The 20,080-nt window shown below is 69.2% G+C and carries 23 protein-coding genes; 8 read left to right on the top strand and 15 right to left on the bottom strand.

The window, feature by feature from the left end; translation table 11 throughout:
* Positions 1 to 84: 84 nt before the first annotated feature.
* The 3 genes from AC1DYP_RS04535 to AC1DYP_RS04545 form a co-directional block, all read right to left on the bottom strand.
* Positions 85 to 921 (bottom strand): helix-turn-helix domain-containing protein, encoded by an 837-nt coding sequence (locus AC1DYP_RS04535; protein WP_477045317.1) that lies wholly within the window; start codon positions 919 to 921, stop codon positions 85 to 87.
* 10 nt (positions 922 to 931) lie between these two features.
* The gene (locus tag AC1DYP_RS04540) at positions 932 to 1,402 is read right to left on the bottom strand and encodes a recombinase family protein (protein WP_477045318.1); all 471 of its coding nucleotides are present in this window, start codon (positions 1,400 to 1,402) and stop codon (positions 932 to 934) included.
* Between the two features lie 157 nt (positions 1,403 to 1,559).
* Complete coding sequence (locus AC1DYP_RS04545) at positions 1,560 to 3,803, bottom strand: putative bifunctional diguanylate cyclase/phosphodiesterase (RefSeq protein ID WP_477045319.1); 2,244 nt, start codon at positions 3,801 to 3,803, stop codon at positions 1,560 to 1,562.
* A 188-nt stretch (positions 3,804 to 3,991) separates the two neighbouring features.
* Here AC1DYP_RS04545 and AC1DYP_RS04550 point away from each other — a divergent pair, with 188 nt between their 5' ends.
* Positions 3,992 to 4,192 (top strand): hypothetical protein, encoded by a 201-nt coding sequence (locus tag AC1DYP_RS04550; RefSeq protein WP_477045320.1) that lies wholly within the window; start codon positions 3,992 to 3,994, stop codon positions 4,190 to 4,192.
* Between the two features lie 15 nt (positions 4,193 to 4,207).
* On the opposite strand, the gene AC1DYP_RS04555 is transcribed toward AC1DYP_RS04550, so the two are convergent.
* The 4 genes from AC1DYP_RS04555 to AC1DYP_RS04570 form a co-directional block, all read right to left on the bottom strand.
* Positions 4,208 to 5,185, bottom strand: coding sequence for an NAD(P)H-dependent flavin oxidoreductase (locus AC1DYP_RS04555; RefSeq protein ID WP_477045321.1), 978 nt, complete (start codon positions 5,183 to 5,185; stop codon positions 4,208 to 4,210).
* Positions 5,186 to 5,378: 193 nt separating this feature from the next.
* Positions 5,379 to 5,813: a carboxymuconolactone decarboxylase family protein gene (locus AC1DYP_RS04560; RefSeq protein ID WP_477034091.1), complete on the bottom strand. Its 435-nt coding sequence runs from the start codon at positions 5,811 to 5,813 to the stop codon at positions 5,379 to 5,381.
* 91 nt (positions 5,814 to 5,904) lie between these two features.
* Positions 5,905 to 6,597 (bottom strand): hypothetical protein, encoded by a 693-nt coding sequence (locus AC1DYP_RS04565; protein ID WP_477045322.1) that lies wholly within the window; start codon positions 6,595 to 6,597, stop codon positions 5,905 to 5,907.
* 95 nt (positions 6,598 to 6,692) lie between these two features.
* The gene (locus AC1DYP_RS04570) at positions 6,693 to 7,655 is read right to left on the bottom strand and encodes an acetyl-CoA carboxylase carboxyltransferase subunit alpha (protein ID WP_477045323.1); all 963 of its coding nucleotides are present in this window, start codon (positions 7,653 to 7,655) and stop codon (positions 6,693 to 6,695) included.
* A 395-nt stretch (positions 7,656 to 8,050) separates the two neighbouring features.
* Between AC1DYP_RS04570 and AC1DYP_RS04575 the strand changes: the two genes are divergently transcribed.
* Positions 8,051 to 8,251 (top strand): hypothetical protein, encoded by a 201-nt coding sequence (locus AC1DYP_RS04575; RefSeq protein WP_337687235.1) that lies wholly within the window; start codon positions 8,051 to 8,053, stop codon positions 8,249 to 8,251.
* A gap of 88 nt (positions 8,252 to 8,339) precedes the next feature.
* Positions 8,340 to 8,756 (top strand): OsmC family protein, encoded by a 417-nt coding sequence (locus AC1DYP_RS04580; protein ID WP_477045324.1) that lies wholly within the window; start codon positions 8,340 to 8,342, stop codon positions 8,754 to 8,756.
* A gap of 147 nt (positions 8,757 to 8,903) precedes the next feature.
* On the opposite strand, the gene AC1DYP_RS04585 is transcribed toward AC1DYP_RS04580, so the two are convergent.
* From AC1DYP_RS04585 to AC1DYP_RS04600, 4 genes are all read right to left on the bottom strand, one after another.
* On the bottom strand, positions 8,904 to 9,953 hold the full coding sequence (locus tag AC1DYP_RS04585) for an HpcH/HpaI aldolase/citrate lyase family protein (RefSeq protein ID WP_477045325.1): 1,050 nt from the start codon (positions 9,951 to 9,953) through the stop codon (positions 8,904 to 8,906).
* 421 nt (positions 9,954 to 10,374) lie between these two features.
* Entirely contained in the window at positions 10,375 to 11,400 is a 1,026-nt protein-coding gene (locus AC1DYP_RS04590; protein WP_477045326.1) for a mechanosensitive ion channel family protein, read from the bottom strand.
* Positions 11,401 to 11,620: 220 nt separating this feature from the next.
* Positions 11,621 to 12,625 (bottom strand): aldo/keto reductase, encoded by a 1,005-nt coding sequence (locus AC1DYP_RS04595; protein WP_477045327.1) that lies wholly within the window; start codon positions 12,623 to 12,625, stop codon positions 11,621 to 11,623.
* Between the two features lie 192 nt (positions 12,626 to 12,817).
* On the bottom strand, positions 12,818 to 13,417 hold the full coding sequence (locus tag AC1DYP_RS04600; protein ID WP_477045328.1) for a glutathione S-transferase family protein: 600 nt from the start codon (positions 13,415 to 13,417) through the stop codon (positions 12,818 to 12,820).
* 111 nt (positions 13,418 to 13,528) lie between these two features.
* Here AC1DYP_RS04600 and AC1DYP_RS04605 point away from each other — a divergent pair, with 111 nt between their 5' ends.
* Positions 13,529 to 14,011: an Lrp/AsnC family transcriptional regulator gene (locus tag AC1DYP_RS04605; protein WP_477045329.1), complete on the top strand. Its 483-nt coding sequence runs from the start codon at positions 13,529 to 13,531 to the stop codon at positions 14,009 to 14,011.
* Here the strand turns inward: AC1DYP_RS04605 and AC1DYP_RS04610 are convergent.
* Complete coding sequence (locus tag AC1DYP_RS04610) at positions 13,983 to 15,116, bottom strand: aminotransferase class I/II-fold pyridoxal phosphate-dependent enzyme (protein WP_477045330.1); 1,134 nt, start codon at positions 15,114 to 15,116, stop codon at positions 13,983 to 13,985. The genes AC1DYP_RS04605 and AC1DYP_RS04610 overlap by 29 nt on opposite strands.
* Before the next feature lie 124 nt (positions 15,117 to 15,240).
* On the opposite strand from AC1DYP_RS04610, the gene AC1DYP_RS04615 reads away from it, so the two are divergent.
* The 4 genes from AC1DYP_RS04615 (at position 15,241) to AC1DYP_RS04630 (ending at position 17,345) form a co-directional block, all read left to right on the top strand.
* Entirely contained in the window at positions 15,241 to 15,567 is a 327-nt protein-coding gene (locus AC1DYP_RS04615; protein WP_477034079.1) for a DUF1330 domain-containing protein, read from the top strand.
* Between the two features lie 97 nt (positions 15,568 to 15,664).
* Complete coding sequence (locus AC1DYP_RS04620; RefSeq protein WP_477034078.1) at positions 15,665 to 16,147, top strand: VOC family protein; 483 nt, start codon at positions 15,665 to 15,667, stop codon at positions 16,145 to 16,147.
* A gap of 218 nt (positions 16,148 to 16,365) precedes the next feature.
* A complete protein-coding gene (locus AC1DYP_RS04625; RefSeq protein ID WP_477045331.1) occupies positions 16,366 to 16,683 on the top strand; it encodes a PadR family transcriptional regulator in 318 nt (105 codons plus the stop codon).
* Complete coding sequence (locus AC1DYP_RS04630; protein WP_477034076.1) at positions 16,683 to 17,345, top strand: hypothetical protein; 663 nt, start codon at positions 16,683 to 16,685, stop codon at positions 17,343 to 17,345. Before AC1DYP_RS04625 ends, AC1DYP_RS04630 begins: the two co-directional genes overlap by 1 nt.
* Here AC1DYP_RS04630 and AC1DYP_RS04635 read toward each other — a convergent pair.
* The 3 genes from AC1DYP_RS04635 to AC1DYP_RS04645 all read right to left on the bottom strand — a co-directional run bounded on the left by AC1DYP_RS04635 (position 17,342) and on the right by AC1DYP_RS04645 (position 20,079).
* On the bottom strand, positions 17,342 to 17,563 hold the full coding sequence (locus AC1DYP_RS04635; RefSeq protein WP_056758688.1) for an alkylphosphonate utilization protein: 222 nt from the start codon (positions 17,561 to 17,563) through the stop codon (positions 17,342 to 17,344). The genes AC1DYP_RS04630 and AC1DYP_RS04635 overlap by 4 nt on opposite strands.
* 150 nt (positions 17,564 to 17,713) lie before the next feature.
* Complete coding sequence (locus AC1DYP_RS04640) at positions 17,714 to 18,643, bottom strand: site-specific tyrosine recombinase XerD (RefSeq protein WP_477045332.1); 930 nt, start codon at positions 18,641 to 18,643, stop codon at positions 17,714 to 17,716.
* The gene (locus AC1DYP_RS04645) at positions 18,640 to 20,079 is read right to left on the bottom strand and encodes a hypothetical protein (RefSeq protein WP_477045333.1); all 1,440 of its coding nucleotides are present in this window, start codon (positions 20,077 to 20,079) and stop codon (positions 18,640 to 18,642) included. Before AC1DYP_RS04645 ends, AC1DYP_RS04640 begins: the two co-directional genes overlap by 4 nt.
* Position 20,080: the final 1 nt, after the last annotated feature.

Here is a 20,080-nt window from a genome sequence, read left to right on the forward strand (position 1 = left end):
GATCCGTCCCTTCGATGATGACGAAGGCAGACGTGCGCGGTCGCACGAGGCGTCGCAACTACCTCGCGCGTCGTTGAGGGAAGGTCAGTGCAGCTCGCCGGCGGCCAGCCTGGCGCAGACCTCGGCGGTGTGCGCATCGGCCGGGAAGGCGCAGTCGATCCTCAGCTCGTCCAGGGTCACGTCGCGCGGGGCGGCGAAGGTGGTGATCGTCTCGAAGAAGCGCAGCGGCCCGGCGCGGCTGTTGAACACCATGGTCAGCACCGGTTCGGGCGCGTCGCCCAGCGCGCGCAGCCGCCAGGCGGCGGGCACGTCGGGATAGGCGAGGATTTCGTCCAGCAGCCGACGGATCGCCGGGTCGTTGGGAGAGGCCATCAGCTCGTCCTGCAGTTGGCGCACGAACTTGGCCGCCACCTCCGACCAGTTGGCGATCACCGGGCGAAAGTCGGCGGGATCGAACACCTGGTGCAGCAGGTTCGTGTGCGGACTTTGCCGTCCCTCCATCAGGAACGTATTGACCCGCACCGCCGCGTCGTTGGCGGCCAGCACGTCGAAGCGCCGGCTGATGACGAAGGCGGGATACGGCTCCTGGTGCTTCAGGATCAGGTCGATCGCCTGGCTGAGCGGCCCCAACGCCGGGTTGGCGAGGGCGCGCTCGTCATATTGCGGGGCGTATCCGGCCGCCAGCAGCAGGGCGTTGTGCTCGCGCAACGGCAGGCCCAGGGCGTCTGCCAGGCGGGCGATCGCCTCGCGGCTGGGCTGGGCCTTGCCGACCTCGATGAATCCGAGATGGCGGGCCGAGACCCCGGAGTCGTGCGCCAGGTCCAGCTGGCTCATGCGCCGAAGCTCCCGCTGCTCGCGCAGCAGCACGCCGATGGCCGGGCGCCCTTCCAACGGACGTTTTGGTGCGGGCGTCGACGTCATGCCGTTCTCCTCAGGCCTCGGGATCGAGATCTGGGATCGGTTCGGCCTCTTGTCCATCCGGGCCTGCCTCCAGAATCGGCCGTCGCCCGCCTTCCCGCACGATCTTTTCCTCGGCCGTGCGCACCATGCGGCGCTGGTCGTGGAAGCGGGCCAGTTGGGCGCAGGCCGTGAAGAAGCCGCCGGGCGCGCGGGTGTCGACGCCCTCGGTCAGGGTCAGCAGATGGATCTCCGCCGCCTCGAACCGCGCCAACACCTCCAGCAGGTCGACCAGATGGGCGGCGAAGGCGTGAAGATTGATCACCACCAGCACGTCGCCGGGCTTCAGGACCGCCAGGGCGGAATCCAGGCCCGGCTTGTGCACCGCCAGGCCGTAGCAGCGGTCGTGGAACAGCTGGTCGCAGCCGGCCTCGAACAGCCGCTGCGACTGCGGCCCGTCGATCACCACGCCCCTGACGGGCGGAACTCTGAGATAGCCGACCATGCGCATGGGCCGGTGTGTGGCGAAGATCGCGGCGCGAGGCTAGGGGCGATGGACGGAAAGGTCGGGGATAAATCTGAAACCCTCTCCCGGAGGGGAGAGGGAGGGACCCGCCGCGYAGCGGTGGGGGGGTGAGGGGTTACGCCGTCACCGGGTTCACTCAGACGCCCTGCCGGCGCGCCGTCGGACTCGGAACCCCCTCATCCTCCCACGACTTCGTCGCGGGCCCCTCCTTCTCCCCATGAGAGAAGGTTTCCTGAGGTTGGGCGAAGGTGACGACCGGCGCCTTCAGCTTGTTCTCCACCGTCACCCCCAGCATCGCCGCGATCTCCGCCGCCGGCTTGGGGCGGCTGATGAAGTAGCCCTGGATCTCGCCGCAGCCCTGGCGGCGCAGTTCGTCCAGCTGTTCCACCGACTCGACGCCCTCGGCCGTGGTCGTGATGCCCAGGCTGGCGCCCAGGTCGAGCACGGCCTTGATGATCGCCAGGGCGTCGGCGTCGTCGAGGATGTCGCGCACGAAGGTCTGGTCGATCTTGATCTTGTCGAACGGGAAGCTGCGCAGATAGCTCAGCGACGAATAGCCGGTGCCGAAATCGTCCATCGAGATCCGCACGCCCAGCGCCTTCAGGTCGTGCAGGATTGACATGTTGCCGACGCTGTCCTGCAGCAGGACCGACTCGGTGATCTCCAGCTCCAGGCGCTCGGCCGGCAGGCCCGAGGCCGCCAGGGCCGAGACCACGGTGCCGACCAGGTGCTTGTCGCGGAACTGGGCCGGCGACAGGTTCACGGCCAGGCGCACGTGCTGGGGCCAGCCGGCCGCCTCGCGGCAGGCCTCGCGCAGCACCCACTCGCCCAGCGGATTGATCAGGCCGATCTCCTCGGCGATCGGGATGAAGTCGCCCGGCGAGACCATGCCCCGCGTCGGATGGTTCCAGCGCAGCAGGGCCTCGCAGCCCATCACCTGGTCGGCGCCCAGGCTGTAGAGCGGCTGGTAGTAGAGCTCGAACTGGCCCTCGGCCAGGGCCAGGCGCAGGTCCAGCTCCAGGGCCCGGCGGGCCTGCAGCGCCTCGTCCATGGCCCGCTCGAAGAAGTGGAACGCCCCGCGCCCGTCGGCCTTGGCGCGGTAGAGGGCCATGTCGGCCTTCTTCAGCAGCTCGTCGCTGTCGGACCCGTCGTTGGGCGACACGGCCACCCCGACGCTGCCGCCGATCATCACCTGGTGGCCCTGCAGTTCGAAGGTCTCGGCAAGGGCCTCGACGATGCGGCCGGCCAGGCGGGTGGCGCAGCCCAGGTCGGTCAGGCCGCACTGGACCACCGCGAACTCGTCGCCGCCCAGGCGCGCGACGGTGTCGCCCTCGCGCACGCAGGCCCGCAGGCGCTCGGCGGCGGTCTTCAGCAAGGCGTCGCCGATCGGATGGCCCAGGGTGTCGTTGACGGTCTTGAAGCGGTCCAGGTCGATGCAGTGCACCGCCACCAGGTCCTCGCGCCGCGCCGCGCGGCTGAGCGCCGCCGACAGGTCCTTCTGGAACAGCAGGCGATTGGGAAGGTCCGTGAGCGGATCATAGTGGGCCAGGCGGGCGATCTGCGCCTCGGCCCGCTTGCGCTCGGCGATGTCCTCGGAAATGCCCAGCAGGTACTCGGCCTGGCCGTCGGGGCCCGGGATGGCGATCTTCTTGGTGCGCAGCAAGGCGGTCGAGCCGTCGCGGCGCGGCACGTGGTCCTCCTCGATGACCCGCACCTCGCCCGAACGGGCCACCTCGGCGTCGCGCTCCGCATAGATCGCCGCCTGCTCGGCCGGATAGAAGTCGGCGTCGGTGCGGCCGATCATGTCGGCGCGATTATAGCCCAGCATCTTCTCGCCGGCCCGGTTGAACAGCACGTAGCGATGGTCGTCGGCCCGCTTGACGAACACCATCGACGGGATCGACTCGACGACCGCGGTCATGAAGGTGTGGGCCTGGTCGGCGCTGGCCTTGGCGGCGGCCAGTTCCGCGACGCCCCGGCGATTGGTCTCGTTGGCCGCCTGCAGCAGGCCCAGCACCGTGCCCACGCCCAGATAGCGCCCGCCGTCGGTGACGATGAAGCCGCGCAGCAGGTCGCTGGCCCGGTACGACAGGCTGTCGCTGGTGAAGGCGGCCAGCTCGACATCGGCCTCGACCACCAGGGGGTCGTTGTCCATCAGCACCGAGATCGGGCGCAGGGCGTAGAGGGCGCGGCCGTATTCGGCGGCCATGCGCAGGAAGAAGGCGTTGCGCTCGACCAGGCCGATCGGCCGGTCGTCGGCGTCGAGCACCGGCACGATCAGGGTGTCCGGCTCCTCGCGGAACCGTTCGTACAGCGTCTTGCCCAGGGTGTCGGCGCGGGCCGGAACCAGGGAAGAAACGGTGTCTCGCAAGGTGAACATAGATACGCCTCCACTCGCGGGTGGAGGGACCATTTCTGACCTAACGACTGGCTAATCCGGGGTCGGAAGCGCTGCTATTTCGCGAAAACTTCATAGGGCTGTCACAGTGTTTGCGAGGGTGTTTACCGTGACGCTCTCGCGTAGGTTTCGTGTTCTCCATGCAAGGGTTTGCAGCTAAACTTGACCACATGCCGAAGAAGCTGAATCGGGACGAGAAAATCGCACGACAGGTAGCGGACCTGGCCCGTTTTGTTCGACAGTACGCTCGCCCAAAACAGAAGCGGCAAGAACCCAACGATCGCGACTACGACCGCAAGCAGGAAGCGGCCATCAAGAAGCTCGCGCCGGAAGATCTTGACCGGTTGCTGAGAGACGACGAGGTCGACTAAGGGCGTCCCGCGACTCTAGGCGACCATCCCCGCCAGCCGCCCGCGGATGATCTCCTCGGCCTCCGAAACGATCCGGTCGATCAGCTCGCGCACGGTCGGCACGTCGTGGATCAGACCCTGGACCATGCCGGCCGACCAGACGCCGTGATCGGTGTCGCCGCTGATCAGCCCTTCCCGCCCACGCGCGCCCTTCACCAGGTCGGCCACGTCCTCGAACCTGGCCCCGCCGGCCCGCTCGATGGCGACGACCTGCTGGCTGATCGCGTTCCTGGCCACCCGGGCGGTGTTGTGCAGCGTACGGAAGATCAGGTCGGTGGCCCGCTCGTCGTTGGCGACCATCTGTTGCTTGAAGTTGTCGTGGATCGGCGCTTCCTGCGTCGCGCAGAAGCGGGTGCCCATGTTCACCCCGTCGGCGCCCAGGGCCAGGGCCGCGACCAGGCCGCGCGCGTCGCCGAACCCGCCTGAGGCGATCATCGGGATCTTCACCTTCGAGGCCGCCACCGGGATCAGGATCAAGCCGGGGATGTCGTCCTCGCCAGGGTGGCCCGCGCATTCGAAGCCGTCGATGCTGATGGCGTCCACCCCCATCCGCTCGGCCGACAGGGCGTGACGCACGGCGGTGCACTTGTGGATCACCTTGACCCCGTGGGCCTTGAACTCGTCGACGTGCTCCTGCGGCTTGTAGCCGGCCGTCTCGACGATCTTGATCCCGGCCTCGATGATGGCGGCGCGGTACTCGGCATAGGGCGGCGGCTTGATGGCCGGCAGGATGGTCAGGTTGACGCCGAACGGCTTGTCGGTGAGCTCGCGGGTGCGGGCGATCTCCCGGGTCAGGGCCTCGGGCGTCGGCTGGGTCAGGGCGGTCAGGAAGCCCAGGGCTCCGGCGTTGGCCACGGCGCCGACCAGCGGCGCGGTGCCGACCCACTGCATGCCGCCCTGGGCGATCGGATGCTCGACGCCGAACATCTCCGTGAAGCGGGTCTTGATGGCCACGGGCGTGCTCCCTCTGTGTTTTGCGGGAGTATGGCGGGGTGACGTTGGGGAGAGGCAAGCGCAAAGGTCCTCCCCCTGTGGGGGAGGGGTCGGCGCAGCCGACGGAGGGGGGAGTTTGCCGACATCGGTTCGCTCCCCCCACCGGCCCCTTCGGGCCGCCTCCCCCACAGGGGGAGGAGCCCATTGGGCCGACCTAGTGCACCGACACGCCCAGGCGGTTCCACAGGTTGATCATGGCGATCACCGTGGTCAGGGCGCTGGCCTCGACGTCGCTGAAGTGCTCGCGCAGGGCGGCGCGCAGCGGGCCCAGCTCGGTGTGGGTCGGCAGCTGGGTCAGGGCCTCGGTCCAGGCCAGGGCGGCCTTCTCCTTGGCGGTGAAGTCCGACACGTGGCTCCAGACCACCAGGCGGTCCAGCCGCTCGTTGGTCTCGCCGTCGTCGCGGGCTTCCTTCGAATGCATCTTCACGCAGAAGGCGCACTGGTTCAGCTGCGAGGCCCGCAGCTTGACCAGGTGCACCAGGTGGGCGTCGACCCCGGCGCCCACCGCCGCGGTCTCGGCGGCGATGAAGGCCTGGTAGACGGCCGGAACATTGATGTCGTGACGGAAGGGGGCGGTTTCGGCGCTCATGGTCTTGTCCTCATCTGCCCCTGGATGGGGCTTCGGAAACAAGACGACGCAGCCCGGCGATACGTGACACGCCGGGCGCGGAAAATTCGAGTCAGCGGGCCGGAGGGGCGGTGAAGATGAAGCCGTGCTTCTCGCCGTTGAAGCGGACCAGCATCTTCAGCTCGCGGGATCCGTCGCGATCGAACTTCAGCTTCTCGCTGACGATCTGGCCGCCGACCGCCTTGCCCGGCTCCACCGGGGTGGGCTGCAGGATCGCCGCCTTCAGGCCGTCGACCTGCGTCTGGTCGGCCTTGCTCAGCTTGCGGCCGGGCGTGGCGATCTGCGACTGGACCTGGCTCGACAGCCCGCCGGCCACCGTCTGATTGGCGCCGGAAAAGCCGCTGACGTCCATCCGGCCGTCCTGGCCGGTCGCTATGGCGGGGCCGCCATAGCCGGTCGCCGACCCCGTGGGCCGGGCGGGCGCGGGGCTCGCGACCTCCGCGATCAACTGGTCCAGCGACATCAGCGCCACGGGCTGGCCGGCGGCGGTGAACAGCTTGATGTCCGCGGGGTTGATGACGGCCGGGGCCGCTCCGTTGTTGAAGGCCGCCACCCGCAGGACCAGCCGGCCGTTGGACAGCACGGGATCGGCCTTGATGCTGATCACCCCGCCCGGCAGGGTCGAGACCAGCCCCTCGGTCACCACGGGAAGCGCCTCGTCCTCCCGCGCCGCGCCTTGACCAGCCGCGCCAAGGCCGACGGCGACCAGCACGAACCCCAAGGCCAATGACGTACGGCGGTTCATGACCGACCTCCCCTATTGTTATTACAATTGAGGATGAAGTTCCGACGGCGACAGGTCAATCGCCGGGTTAGCGGTCCCTTCGCGGTTTTGGCGGCCTATTGCAGGCCTTCGCGGCCGATGGCGTAGAACCGCGCCGCGCGCTGCTTCTTCAGCTCGGCGGGAGACAGCTTCATCAGCGCCTTCAGCTCGTCCTCGACCGCGTCGCCGACGGCTTCGATGGCGGCGGACGGATCGGAATGAGCCCCGCCGGCCGGCTCCTCGACGATGCGGTCGACGATCTTCAGCTGGATCAGGTCCTGGGCGGTGATCTTCATGTTGGCGGCCGCGTCCTTGGCCCGGGCGCCGTCGCGCCACAGGATCGAAGCCGCGCCTTCCGGCGAGATCACCGAATAGATCGAGTGCTCCAGGATCAGCACCTTGTTGGCGCCGGCCAGGGCGATGGCGCCGCCGCTGCCGCCTTCGCCGACGATGGTGGCGACCATCGGGGTGCCCAGCACCAGGCCGCGCTCGGTCGAGCGGGCGATGGCTTCGGCCTGGCCGCGCTCCTCGGCGCCCAGGCCCGGATAGGCGCCGGCGGTGTCGACGAAGGTGATGACCGGCAGGTTGAAGCGCTCGGCCATGTCCATCAGGCGCACGGCCTTGCGGTAGCCCTCGGGGCGGGCCATGCCGAAATTGTGCTTCAGGCGGGTGGTGGTGTCGTGGCCCTTCTCGTGGCCCATCACGACCACGGGGATGCCGCGGAACCGGCCCAGGCCCCCGACGATCGCCTGGTCGTCGGCGAACTTGCGGTCGCCGCGCAGCTCGACGAACTCGTCGATCAGGCCGGCGACGTAGTCCTTCAGGTGCGGACGCTCGGGATGGCGGGCGACCATGGTCTTCTGCCAGGCGTCCAGACCGGCATAGGCTTCCTTGCGAAGCTGCTGCGCGCGGTCTCGCAAGGCCTGGATCTCGGTCTCGAACGCACCCGGACCAGCCGTCTCGGAGAGCCGCGACAGCTCCTCGATCTTGCTTTCCAGATCGGCGATGGGTCGCTCGAAGTCGAGATAATGCGCGGCCATGGGTCTCTTAACGTCGCCGTTGCGGAAAGGTGGCGAACCTAGAGCGCGATAACCGAAAACGAAACCGCTTTTGGCGGTTCGGCGCCTCGAAATCGCCAAACCTCGCCTTGTACGGGACTCACGCCGGACTCATTGGGGTTCCAGGAAGGATGCGCGGGGCCCTGGCCTGCGACTCGTCGTCGCAGCGACACCATGACTCGGCCGGAACCCCTGCGAGTCTCAGGGATTCGTCTTCGTGAGAGTCCTGTGGAGAGTCTTGTATTGAAACCTGCGCTCTCTGGTTAATCACGGGCTTCTCACCTATATCCTTCTGGTCGGCTGAGAATCCCGCCGACGCCCGCGGCCCCGCCCATCGAATATGGACCCGGTCCCGCCTGATGCGAACGGATGTTCCCATGCAGGTGTTCACCTTCTTCTGTGTCGAATCCGATGGCTCGGTGCCGCGTTTCGACGTCACCCCCTGCCCTGACGACCAGGCCGCGCGTCGCCGCGCCGAAGAACTGGTCGGCGTCCATCGCGGCTGCGACACCGTCGAGGTGTGGCGCGGGGCGACCCAACTGTTCGCCGTGACGTCGGCCCAGCAGGCGGCCGCCTGAAGTCCACAATTCCGGGGATGGCTTCAAATCCATCCAAGACGGCTCTGCGTGGTGATGGCAGTTTCTGGCCCCAGCCCGGAGTCGCCTCATGATCGCCGCCCCCGCCCGCCCTTCCGCCATCGCCGACGACAGCGGCCACGGCGGCGTGCAGATCCTCGTCACCGCCGGCCCCATCCGCTTCGCGGCCGACCTGGGCCCCGTGGACGGCGGGCTGGACATCGGACCCAATCCCCATGACCTGGTGGCCGCCGGCCTGGCGGCCTGCACCACCCAGACGCTCCGGCTCTACGCCAGGCGCAAGGCCTGGCCGGTGGGCGCGATGCATGTGGAGGTGACCTGGCGGCGCGATCCGTCCTCGCAGCCGGCCGACGTGTTCGAGCGGGTGATCACCCTGGGCGGCGACCTGGACGAGGCCCAGCGCGCGCGGCTGATGGAGATCGCCGAGGCCTGCCCGGTGCACAAGATGCTGGTGGCGGGATCGCGGGTGGTGACGACGGCGGCGTGAGCCCAGGCCCTCCCCCTGTGGGGGAGGCGATCGCGTAGCGATCGGTGGGGGGAGTTTTAGGGAGATGGGTCCTGCAGGAGGTCGCCTGCCGATCACTCCCCTCTCCGTCGGCTTCGCCGACACCTCCCCCACAGGGGGAGGACCTAACTAAAACCCATACAGCGCCGCATACTCCGCATCCTTGGCCGCGATCTGCCGCGCGCAATCGACCATGACCTTGGCCTGCTTCCAGGTCGCGTCGTCCTGCATCTTGCCGTCCAGCATGGCCACGCCCGTGCCGTCGGGCATGGCCTCCAGGATGCGTTTGGCGAAGATCACCTCGTCGGGGGCCGGCGAGAAGACGCGCTTGGCGATCTCGATCTGGCTGGGGTGCAGGCTCCAGGCCCCGGCGCAGCCCATCAGGAAGGCGTTGCGGAACTGCTGCTCGCAGGCGACCGGATCGTCGATGGCTCCGAACGGGCCGTAGAACGGCTTGATGCCGTGGGCGGCGCAGGCGTCGACCATCTTGGCGAAGGTGTAGTGCCACAGGTCCTGCTGGACGGAGACGCGGGGCGAACCATCGGCGTGCGGGTCTTCGATCACCCGATAACCGGGATGGCCGCCGCCGACCCGGGTGGTCTTCATGGCGCGGCTGGCGGCCAGGTCGGCCGGACCCAGGCTGATGCCCTGCATGCGCGGGCTGGCCCCGGCGATGGCCTCGACGTTCATCACCCCCTCGGCGGTCTCGAGGATGGCGTGCAGCAGGATCGGCCGTGCGACGCCGTGCTTGGCTTCCAGCGAGGCCAGCAGCTGGTCCATGTAGAAGATGTCCCACGGCCCCTCGACCTTGGGGACCATGATCACGTCGATGCGGTCGCCGGCCTTCTCGACAAGGGTGGCCACCTCGTCCAGGTGCCAGGGCGAGTTGAGGCAGTTGATCCGCACCCACAGGCCCACGCCCAGGGCCTTGAAGTCGGTCTCGCGGGCCATGGCGATCGCGCCGGCCAGGGCCGCGCCCTTGGCCTCGGCGGGGATGGCGTCCTCCAGATTGGCCAGGATCACGTCGACGGTCGGGGCGATCTCGGGGACCTTGGCGCGCACCTTGTCCAGGTGCGGCGGCACGAAGTGGATCATGCGCTCGACCCGGGCCGGAAGCTCCCGCCACGGGGTCGGCGCGCCGATGGCCAGGGGTTTGAAAAAGCCTCGGGGGGTCTTCATGCGCTCGCTCCCGGCGTCGTCGTTTCTTATTTCGCAGTTGCGAGAAGACTGCGGCGGGGGGCTGTCGGGGTCAAGGCTGACGCACAGGTCAGTGGGCGGTCGATCCGGTGTTGGGAACTCAGGAGGTGGCTAGAGGATGCCAAACCGCTACGCTGACGGCATGTTCGTCCAGAAACCGCGCCTTCTAGCCCTGTCTATAGTTGCCGGCGCTCTGCTGCTGGCGACCGTCGGGTGGTTTGCGCACCGAGAAATCTCGTGCGGCCAACTCGCAAGACAAGCGAACGCATATTCCGATGCGCAGGTGCGCCGAGGCGCTGGCGGGGTATGTCGAGTGTGTAGAGACAAGGGGTGGCTCTACGATATCGCCTTCGAGAAATGCTCCCAGGCCGACCACGCCTACGCTGGCGTCAAATTTCCCTAGCTACGCCTTCGCCGGGGGCCCCTGCACCGGCAGCGGCGGCTCCTCCGGATCCTCGCGCTTGAGGTCCTCGGCGGCGTCGTTGCGCGAGGCGGCGGCGGCCTTGGCCTTGGCCTTGCGGCCGGCGCGGGTCTCAAGCCGCAGGGCGGCGCGGGCGTCGTCGCCCTCCTCGCCGAACAGGCCGCGCAGACGTACGTCCCGCTGCGGATAGGGCACCTCGATCCCCGCCCCGCGCAGGGCGTCGTCGATCGCCCAGGTGTAGGCCGCGAAGATCGCCGCTGGACGCCGCACGGAGTCGACAGTGGGCCAGACGATCAGCTCGAACTTCAGCGACGACTCGCCAAAGCCCACCAGCCAGACCTGGGCCTTGCGGTTGGCGTCGTCGGGCGAGGTGAACGACACCGAATGGGCGGCCTTCAAGACGGCCTCGCGCACCTTCTCCTTGTCGGTCCCGAAGGCGGTGACGAACGGCACGTGGATGCGGCGGGTTGTGTGGTGCAGGGTCCAGTTGATCACCTGCTCGTTGACCAGCACCGAGTTGGGCACGATCACGTCGGTGCTGTCGTTGGTGCGGATGCGCGTCGAGCGCGGGCCGATCTCGTGCACCACGCCGCGCGCGCCGTTCTGCAGCTCGACGAAGTCGCCCACCGCCACCAGCCGCTCGAACATCAGCGACACGCCCGAGGCGAAGTCCTTGACCAGGCCCTGCAGGCCCAGGCCCACCCCGACGCCCAGAGCCCCGGCGAACACCGCCAGCGAGGTCAGGTTGATGCCCATCACCGACAGGGCCACCAGCAGGCCGACGGTGCGCAGGCCGTAGGTGCTGAGCTTTTCGATGATGTAGAGGGTCGGCGCGCTGCCGACCGACCGCTCGCGCAGCTTGCGCAGGCCCGACGCCACTAGGCGCGAGATGTAGATCGACGCCACGACGATGACGATCGCCGCCCCCACCCCGCCCAGGGTGATCGAGGTCTTGCCCAGCTTCACCAGTTCGATGGCGTCCGGGCGGGCGAAGGGGTTGTCGGCCATGGCGGCGAGTGTGGGCAGGTCACGGCGAGAGGATCAATACCCTGATTACCCTCTCCCATGGGGAGAGGGAGGGGCCCATGCGCCAGCATGGGAGGGTGAGGGGGTAAGACGTCAGACGGCGTGCCGGCAGGGATGTTTGCGTGAGCCGGTGAGGGCGTCACCCCTCACCCTCCACGACTTCGCCGCGGGTCCCTCCCTCTCCCCTCCGGGAGAGGATGTCTTATCTGCCCACCATCGCCAGGCCCGCCGCGCTGTAGCGCTCGCCCTCGACCGCCGTTTCCGGCACCGCGGCGGCGATCTTGGCCAGGTCGTCCGCCGACAGCGCCACGTCCACCGCGCCGAGGTTCTCCTCCAGCCGGCTGATCTTGGTCGTGCCCGGGATCGGGGCGATGTGCTCGCCCTGGGCCAGGATCCAGGCCAGGGCCAGTTGGGCCGGGGTCACGCCCTTGTCGGCGGCGATCTGGGTCAGGGCTTCGACCAGGGAGAAGTTCTTGGCCAGGGCCTCGCCCTGGAAGCGCGGCAGGCCGCGGCGGAAGTCGTTGTCGGCCAGGGGCGCGTCGGCCTTGATCGCGCCGGTCAGGAAGCCCCGGCCCAGCGGGCTGTAGGGCACCAGGCCGATCCCCAGTTCGCGAAGCACCGGCAAGGTCGTCGCCTCCAGGTCGCGGAACCACAGCGAATACTCGCTCTGCAGGGCCGCCACCGGCTGCACGGCGTGAGCCTTGCGGATGGTCTCGGGACCGGCTTCCGACAGGCCGAAATGCTTGACCTTGCCCTCGGCGATCAGGTCCCTGACCGTCCCGGCCACGTCCTCGATCGGCACGTTCGGATCGACGCGGTGCTGGTAGAACAGGTCGATCACCTCGACGCCCAGACGCTTCAGCGACGCCTCGGCCACCTCGCGGATGTGGGCGGGCCGGCTGTCGGTGCCGCGCATGCGGCTGAATCCTTCACCCGTGCCCTCCGGAGCGATGTCGAAGCCGAACTTGGTGGCGATCACCAGCTTGTCGCGGAACGGCTTCAGGCCTTCGCCGACCAGCACTTCGTTCAGATAGGGGCCATAGACCTCGGCAGTGTCGAAGAAGGTCACGCCCAGCTCGACCGCGCGGGCCAGCACCTTGAAGGCGTCGGCCTTGTCCAGCGCCGTGCCGTAGACCTGACCCATCCCCATGCAGCCCAGGCCGATGGCCGAGACTTCCAGCCCGTCGCCGAGTTTGCGCGTCTTCATGGTGAGCTCCTGATTTTGGAATGTCGCGTGGGAAGGTCCGCCTTCCACGAGGGAGGTGGGCCACGAAGGAAGATGGGCGCCGTTCGCCGCGACTATAAGGCCTCGAAATCGACGGCGCAGGAATGGGCAAGACGTTCGCCGGATCGAGCAATGACCCTGGCCGCGGCTTGGCCTGGTTCCCCGAACGCGTCTTCAGTCGAACGGCGTGGCCAGGAAGGCCGGCGTCGCCTCGGCGCGCGCGGTCAGGGCGACCAGGCTGGGGCAGGCCGCCGCGTCGACCGACTCCGGCAGGGTCCTGGTCGCGAAGGTCCAGACCACCGCGCAGGTCAGCCATGCCTGCGAACCCTCCAGCCAGGCCGGCGGCGAGGCCAGCTCGGCCTCCAGCAGGCTCCAGGCCGCGTCGACCTGGCCGCGCACCCGGTCGATCCAGGGGGCGTGATGCTTCTCCTCGGGACGCAGGTTGAACTCGTAGACCAGTGACACGGTCTTCTCGCAGGCGGCCAGGGCCAGGCCGAGAATCCGCTGGGCGCGGGCGTGATCGGCGACGCCGGCGGGCGCCAGGCTCCGCCCCGCCAGGCGCTCCAGGTGCTCGATGATCAGGCCGGACTCCATCAGCACCACGCCGCCGTCGGTCACCAGGGTCGGCGCCTTGACCACCGGATTGGTCGCCGCGAAGACCTCGTAGTGGCGGAACACCGAGACCGGCTCGTGCTCGAACGGCAGGTCCAGCAGCCGCAACGCCACGGCCACGCGCCGCACATAGGGCGAATCCAGCATCCCGATCAGTCGCATCGCGCTCTCCCTCGCTTCATTGCTCAGGATGGTCGAACCACGACCCAAAGTGCATGGCCATTCATCGGTCAAAGCGCGATAGTTCCGATGAATTCAAGGCGAGAACCGCACATGCCCCTCCCGGATGGCCTCGACGCCAAGGATATCGCCATTCTGGAGGCGCTTCAGACCGATGGGCGCATTTCGCTGTCGGCGCTGGGACGGCGGATCGGCCTGTCGCAGCCGTCGATGTCGGAGCGGGTCAAGCGGCTGGAGGAGCGCGGGATCATCACCGGCTACGGCGCGCGGATCGATCCGCTGGCCCTGGGCCTGGCGCTCAGCGCCATCATCCGCCTGAAGACCACCCACGAGCACATGCGCGCCTGCCTCGAGACCTTCGAGCGCCTGCCCTACATCGTCGAGGTCCATCGGGTGACCGGCGACGACTGCTACGTGCTCAAGGCGCTGGTCCCCTCGGCCGGCGACCTGGCGACCATCGTCGACACGATCGGCCGCTTCGGCCCGGTGACGACCTCGGTGGTGCTGCAGAGCCAGCCGCCAAGGCCGATCGGCAAGGCGCTGCTCTCTAAGTCCTCGCCGCGAACCACGGCGTGATCCGCCGCAGCGCCTCCTCGACCTCCGCCGTCGAGACCGCGAAGCTGAAGCGGATGAACCGCCGGCCGTCGACCGGGTCGAAATCGACGCCCGGCGCGGTGGCCACGCCGGTGTCGCGCAGCAGGGCCTCGCAGAAGGCCAGGCTGTCGTCGGTCAGGTGGCCGATGTCGGCATAGATGTAGAAGGCCCCGTCCGGCGGCGCGATCGAGGCCAGGCCCAGGACCGGCAGGGCGTTCAGCAGCAGGGCGCGGTTGGCGCGGTAGACGGCCACATGGCCCTCCAGCTCGTCCAGGCAGTCCATGGCGACCAGGCCCGCGTGCTGGCTCAGCGACGGCGGAGTCAGGAACAGGTTGCCCATGAAGGCCCGTGCCCGCTGGACCTGGCCCTCCGGCACGACCACCCAGCCCAGCCGCCAGGCGGCCATGCTGAAATACTTGGAGAAGCTGTTGACGATCAGGGCGTCCGGCTGGAACGCCAGCATCGAGCGGGCCGGCTCGCCGTAGCTGAGGCCGTGATAGATCTCGTCCGAGATGATCCGGATTCCACGCACCCGGCAAACCTCGGCGATGGCCTCCAGCTCGGTGGCGGGGATGATGGTGCCGGTCGGATTGGCCGGGCTCGCGATGATCACCCCGGCCGGGGCGGGCTCCAGGGCGGCCAGGTGGTCGGCGGTCAGCTGGAAGCGGCTCTCGGCCCCGCAGGCGATCTCGACCGGGACCAGGTTCAGCGCCTTCAGCGTATTGCGATAGGCCACGTAGCCCGGCCTCGCCAACGCCACGCGGTCGCCCGGCTGGAAGTTGGACGCCAGGGCCAGCACCAGGGCCGGCGAGGCGCCGCAGGTCAGGATGATCCGCTCGGGATCGACGCTCACCCCGTCCAGCTCGGCATAGCGCTTGGCGATCGCCGCCTTCAGCAGCGGGCTTTCCCAATAGCCCATGCCGTCGGTGTCGAGCACATGGTGCGCCTTGGCGATGGCCGCCGCGGGGGCGCCGGTCGAGGGCTGGCCGAACTCCATGTGGATGATCGATTTGCCCTGCGCCTTCATCTGGTGGGCCAGACGGCTGATGGCGATGGCGTGGAAGGGTTCGATCTCGGAAGCGGGCATGCAGCGTAACTAGTGCGCGGCGGCGAAGGCGGCAACGGCGGCGTTGCGGAGGCATGACGTCCCAGGTCATCGCTTCCCCGCACACGGCGCGCGAAGCTTGCTCGTCAACACGAGGAGCCCCGCTATGCCCGCCTACGGCATCGCCCATCTGCGCAGCGTCGATTTCGGCGCCGGCATCATCGAATACCTGCAGCGCATCGACGCCACGCTCGAACCCTATGACGGCCGCTTCGTCGTCCACGGCGGCAAGGTCGAGGTCCTGGAGGGCCAGTGGCCCGGCGACATCGTGATCATAGCCTTTCCGGACCTGGCGACGGCGCGCGCCTGGTACGCCTCGCCCGCCTACCAGGCCATCCTCGCCCTGCGCACCGACAATTCTCAGGGCGACGTGATCCTGGTCCCTGGCTGCGCGCCCGACCACAGGAGCACGGACCTGCTGGCGGCCGCGTGACACCGGCGGTTGGTCGAAAAGCGCGCGCCGATGTCGGGACCGGCGGGTCTTGATCGTCCTTCGACCAAACGGCCGCTGACCGGCCCTGGAGGACGCCATGCAGAAGATCACCCCGTTCCTGTGGTTCGACACCCAGGCCGAGGAAGCCGCGAACTACTACGTCTCGCTGTTTCCCAACTCGAAGATCACCGAGGTGGCTCGCTATCCCAGCGACTCCCAACCGCCCGCGGGGCCGCCCGGACGGGTCATGACCGTGAGCTTCGAACTGGACGGCCAGGCCTACACCGCCCTGAACGGCGGTCCCCACTTCACCTTCACCGAGGCGGTGTCGTTCATGGTGCACTGCGCCGACCAGGCCGAGGTCGACCGCTACTGGGACGCCCTGACCGCCGACGGCGGCAAGGAAAGCCAATGCGGCTGGCTGAAGGACAAGTACGGCCTGTCCTGGCAGATCGTGCCGCAGGAGTTGCTCGATCTCTATTCCAGCCCCGACAAGGCCGCCGTCGGGCGGATGTTCGCGGCCATGATGCAGATGGTGAAGCTGGACATGCCCAAGCTGAAGGCCGCGTTCGAGGGGTAGCAGGCCCGAGCCGGCGGAGCAGGCCCTCCCCCTGTGGGGGAGCCGATCGCGCAGCGATCGGTGGGGGGAGCTCCAGGATCGCCGATCCGGGGCGGCAGCCGCCCGACCACTCCCCCTCCGTCGGCTTCGCCGACACCTCCCCCACAGGGGGAGGACCTGTTTGGGCGCTCGAAGACGCCCTCCTTGACTCAAACTCTACATATGTTGCTAATGGCTGCATGACCCGTGCGCCAAACATCTCGCGACAGACCCGTTGTGTTCTCGCCGCCCTGCTGGCCCAGCCGCAGGCCTGGCGTTACGGCTACGACCTGTCCAAGGAGACCGGGCTGAAGTCGGGCACGCTGTATCCGCTGCTGATCCGGCTCAGCGACCAGAGCCTGCTGGAGGCCGAATGGCGCCAGCCCCTGCAACCCGGCCGGCCGCCGCGCCACGCCTATCGCCTGACCGACAAGGGCGCGGCCCTGGCGCGGGAACGGACCCTGGATGCTCCGCCCCATGCCTTCGCGTCCACCTCCAACGCGCCGGAGCCCGCCTGATGTCCCGCGCGCTCGCCGAACGGCTGCTGGACCACGCCGCCAAGGTCATGCCGGCGAACCGCCGAGACTGGGGCCTGGCCATGCGGGCCGAATTGGTCGCCATACCCTCCGCCGGAGAAGCCCTGGCGTTCGCCGGCGGCTGCGTCTGGACCGCCTACAGCCAAAGGATCTCGCTCATGAGGATCGCGCTGCTGACCGGCCGCCTGGCCGTCGCCGCCGTCAGCCTGCTGACCGCCGTCGCCCACGCCTTCCTGCCGCTCTACATGCTGGCCATCGTCGCGGACCTGAAGCGCAACAGCCTGAACGGATGGGCGGGCGGCTTCCCGCTGTTCGAGGACCAGACCGCCGAGAGCGCCGCCGCCGGTCTGCTCTTGATGCCCGCCTGGCACATGGCCGCGATGCTGGGCCTGGCCGGCGTCTTCGGGGCGGCGGCCTGGTTCGTGGCGCGAGGCGACTTCAGGCGGCTGCCGATCGCCGTCGGGGTCGGCGCGGCGATCCATACCGCCAACACCCTGAGCCTGATCGCGACTTGGCCGTCGCCCTATCTGATCCACCCGGCGCTGGCCTGGCTGGACTATCTGGCCCTCGCCTTGCTGCTGGTCGCGGCCGCGGCGTTCCTGGGCCTGGATCGCTGGACGACCAGGGCCCGGCTGGCGATCTAGGCCTTCTTCACGAACTCGGTCCGCAACACCAGGCCGCGCACCTTCTCGACATTGGCCTCGATCTCGTCGGTGTCGCCGGTCAGGCGGATGTTCTTGACCAGGGTCCCGCGCTTCAGCGTCACGCCGCCCGAGCCCTTGACCTTCAGGTCCTTGATCAGGGTGACGTTGTCGCCGTCGGCCAGGATCGTGCCGTTGCTGTCGCGGGTTTCGTCCGACATGTCGTTCTCCTGAAAGGTGGGGGTGCTTAGCAGGCGACTGCTCGCCTTGTCATGCCGCGCTTGAAGGTCGGGACACACACTCACGCCAAGGCCTCGCCAGTCCTGGAACCGAAGGCGCTGTGAGTGTGTGTCCCCAGTTTCGGCCGCGACCTATCCCTTCCGCCCCAGCGGGTGCTTGCTCTTCACCACCTGGGCCAGGTGATCGCCCGCCACGTGGGTGTAGATCTGGGTCGTGGCGATGTCGGCGTGGCCCAGCAGGGTCTGGATCACCCGCAGGTCGGCGCCGCCCTCCAGCAGGTGGGTGGCGAAGGCGTGGCGCAGGACGTGCGGGCTGACCGTCTCGCGGTCGATCCCGGCGGCGATGGCGGCGTCCTCCAGCAACTGCGAGACCCGCCGCGCGGTCAGCTTCCCGCCCTTGCCGCGCGAGGGGAACAGCCAGGGGCTCTCCTTGACGCCCTTTGGCAGGAATTGCGGCCTTGCTTCCAAATAGGCCTTCACCGCCGTGCGAGCCGCGTCGTTCAGCGGGGCCAGCCGCTCCTTGCCGCCCTTGCCCTTGACCATCAGGAACGCCGGGTCGCGGGCCAGGGCCGCCAGGGGCAGGTTCAGCAGTTCGGAAATCCGCAGGCCCGAGGCGTAGAGCAGCTCGATCATGCAGGCCAGGCGCAGGCCCTGGCCGCCGTCCTTGGCGGCGGCGGCCGCGATCAGCCGCAGCACCGCGTCGCGCGACAACACCTTGGGCAGGGGCCGGCCGGCCTTGGGGGCCTCGACCCGGCGCGAGGGATCGTCGTCGCGCCAGCCCTCGCCCAGCACGAACCGGTAGAACTGGCGCAGGGCCGAGCGGCGGCGGGCGGCGGTGGCCGGCGACAGGCCGCGCGCGCCCAGGTCGGCGAAATAGGCCTCGACCGCCTCGGCCGAGGCCCCGTCCAGGTCGCCGCGCGAGGCCAGGAACAGCCGGGCGTCGATCAGGTCCTTCTCATAGGCGGTCAGGGTGTTGCGGGCCGCCGCGCGCTCGACCGCCATCATCTCCAGGAAGGCGTCGATCCAACCTGTGGTCTTTCCCGAAGAAGGGGCGCCGCTCATTTCAGCTGCAGCGCCAGCAGCCCCTCCACGGCGAAGGCGCGGGCGTCGGCCTCGAGCCCGACCTTCAGAAGGGCCCGAACCAGCCGGGCGCGGTCGACCGGAGCGGGACCGGCGGGGCCGGCGTCCGCGGCGATCGACAGGGCCAGCAGCGCCGTCTCGCCCTGGCGGCCGGCGGCGGCCGCGTCATCGAGCACGATCAGCCGCCCGGCCGGAGCGACGGGCTTGCCGGGATCGAAGGCGGCGAACGGCGCGCGGGCCTCGGGACTCATGGCGGCGCCGAACGCGGCCAGGATCAGGGCGGCCGGCTGGGCGGGCGACTTGGCGCCGCCCTGGACGCCGCGTTCGATCAGGCCGTCGAGGATCTGGCTGTCCTTCTTGCCTTCGGCCGCCGCCAGGGTCGCGTCCAGCAGGGCCAGATCCAGGGTGCTGGCGCCGGGAATGGTGTCGCCGGTCAGCTTGCCCCGGATGGCCTGGGCCGTGGCCAGGTCGCCGGCGGCCAGGGCGGCGCGGGCGAACAGGACGGGGTCTTCAAGCGGCGCGCCGGCCCCGGCCAGGGCGACGATCGTCGGCTGCGCGGCCTTGGCGGCGTCGGTGAAGGCGGGCAGGCCCTTGGCCGCGCGCAGGCCGGCGAGGGTCGAGGCCTGGCCGGCGGTCAGGTCGCTCGGCGCGTCGGCGGGCTTGATCACCGTCTTCAACGCCGGCGAGGCGGTGGCCTGGGCGGCGGCCGACGACACGTCCAGCCCCAGCTTGCGCGACAAGGCGTAGTTGATCCCGTTCTTCAGGTTGGCCGCCCCAGCCGGCGTGCCCGACAGCAGGGCGTTCATCAGCCGGGCGTAGTCGGCGTCCTTGGTCTGCTGGGCGGCCAGGGTGAAGGTCAGCTGGGCCGCGTCGTGCTGGTCGGCCAGGGCCTGGCAGAAGGCCCGCAGCCGCAGCCAGTAGGGCGCGCTCCGTTCGACGCTGAGCGCCTCGCCGATCCTGCAGGCCTTGTCGTCGGCGCCGGTGATCAGGGCCGCCTCGGCCGCCGCCATCGACAGCTGGGCGCTGCCCGAGACGCCCGGGACCCGGTCGAGCACGGCGTCGGCGCCCTTGGCCTCGCCCAGGGCGATCAGGGCCAGGGCCCGGGTCGCGCCCAGCTCCGGGTCGTCGCCGATCCCGGCGGGAGCGTTGGCCCCGGTGGCCAGCACCCGCCGCGCCAGGCCGGTGGCGGCCGGCGACAGCGGCTTGGTCGCCAGCTTGGGCAGCGCTTCCTTGACCACGCCGGGCGAGGCGTCCTTCCACAGATCGCCCGACAGCCCCGTCTCGGCCGCCGGGGGCGAGAACAGGTCCAGCGCGGACAGGGACTGGACCTGCACCTGAGCCAGGACCGGCGCGGTCGAGAATAGCGCCGCCGCCAGGGCGAAGGCCGAACAGGTCGTGAGTCGCTTGGAAGGAGCCATG

The organism is Caulobacter sp. P1_D6, from assembly GCF_056406095.1.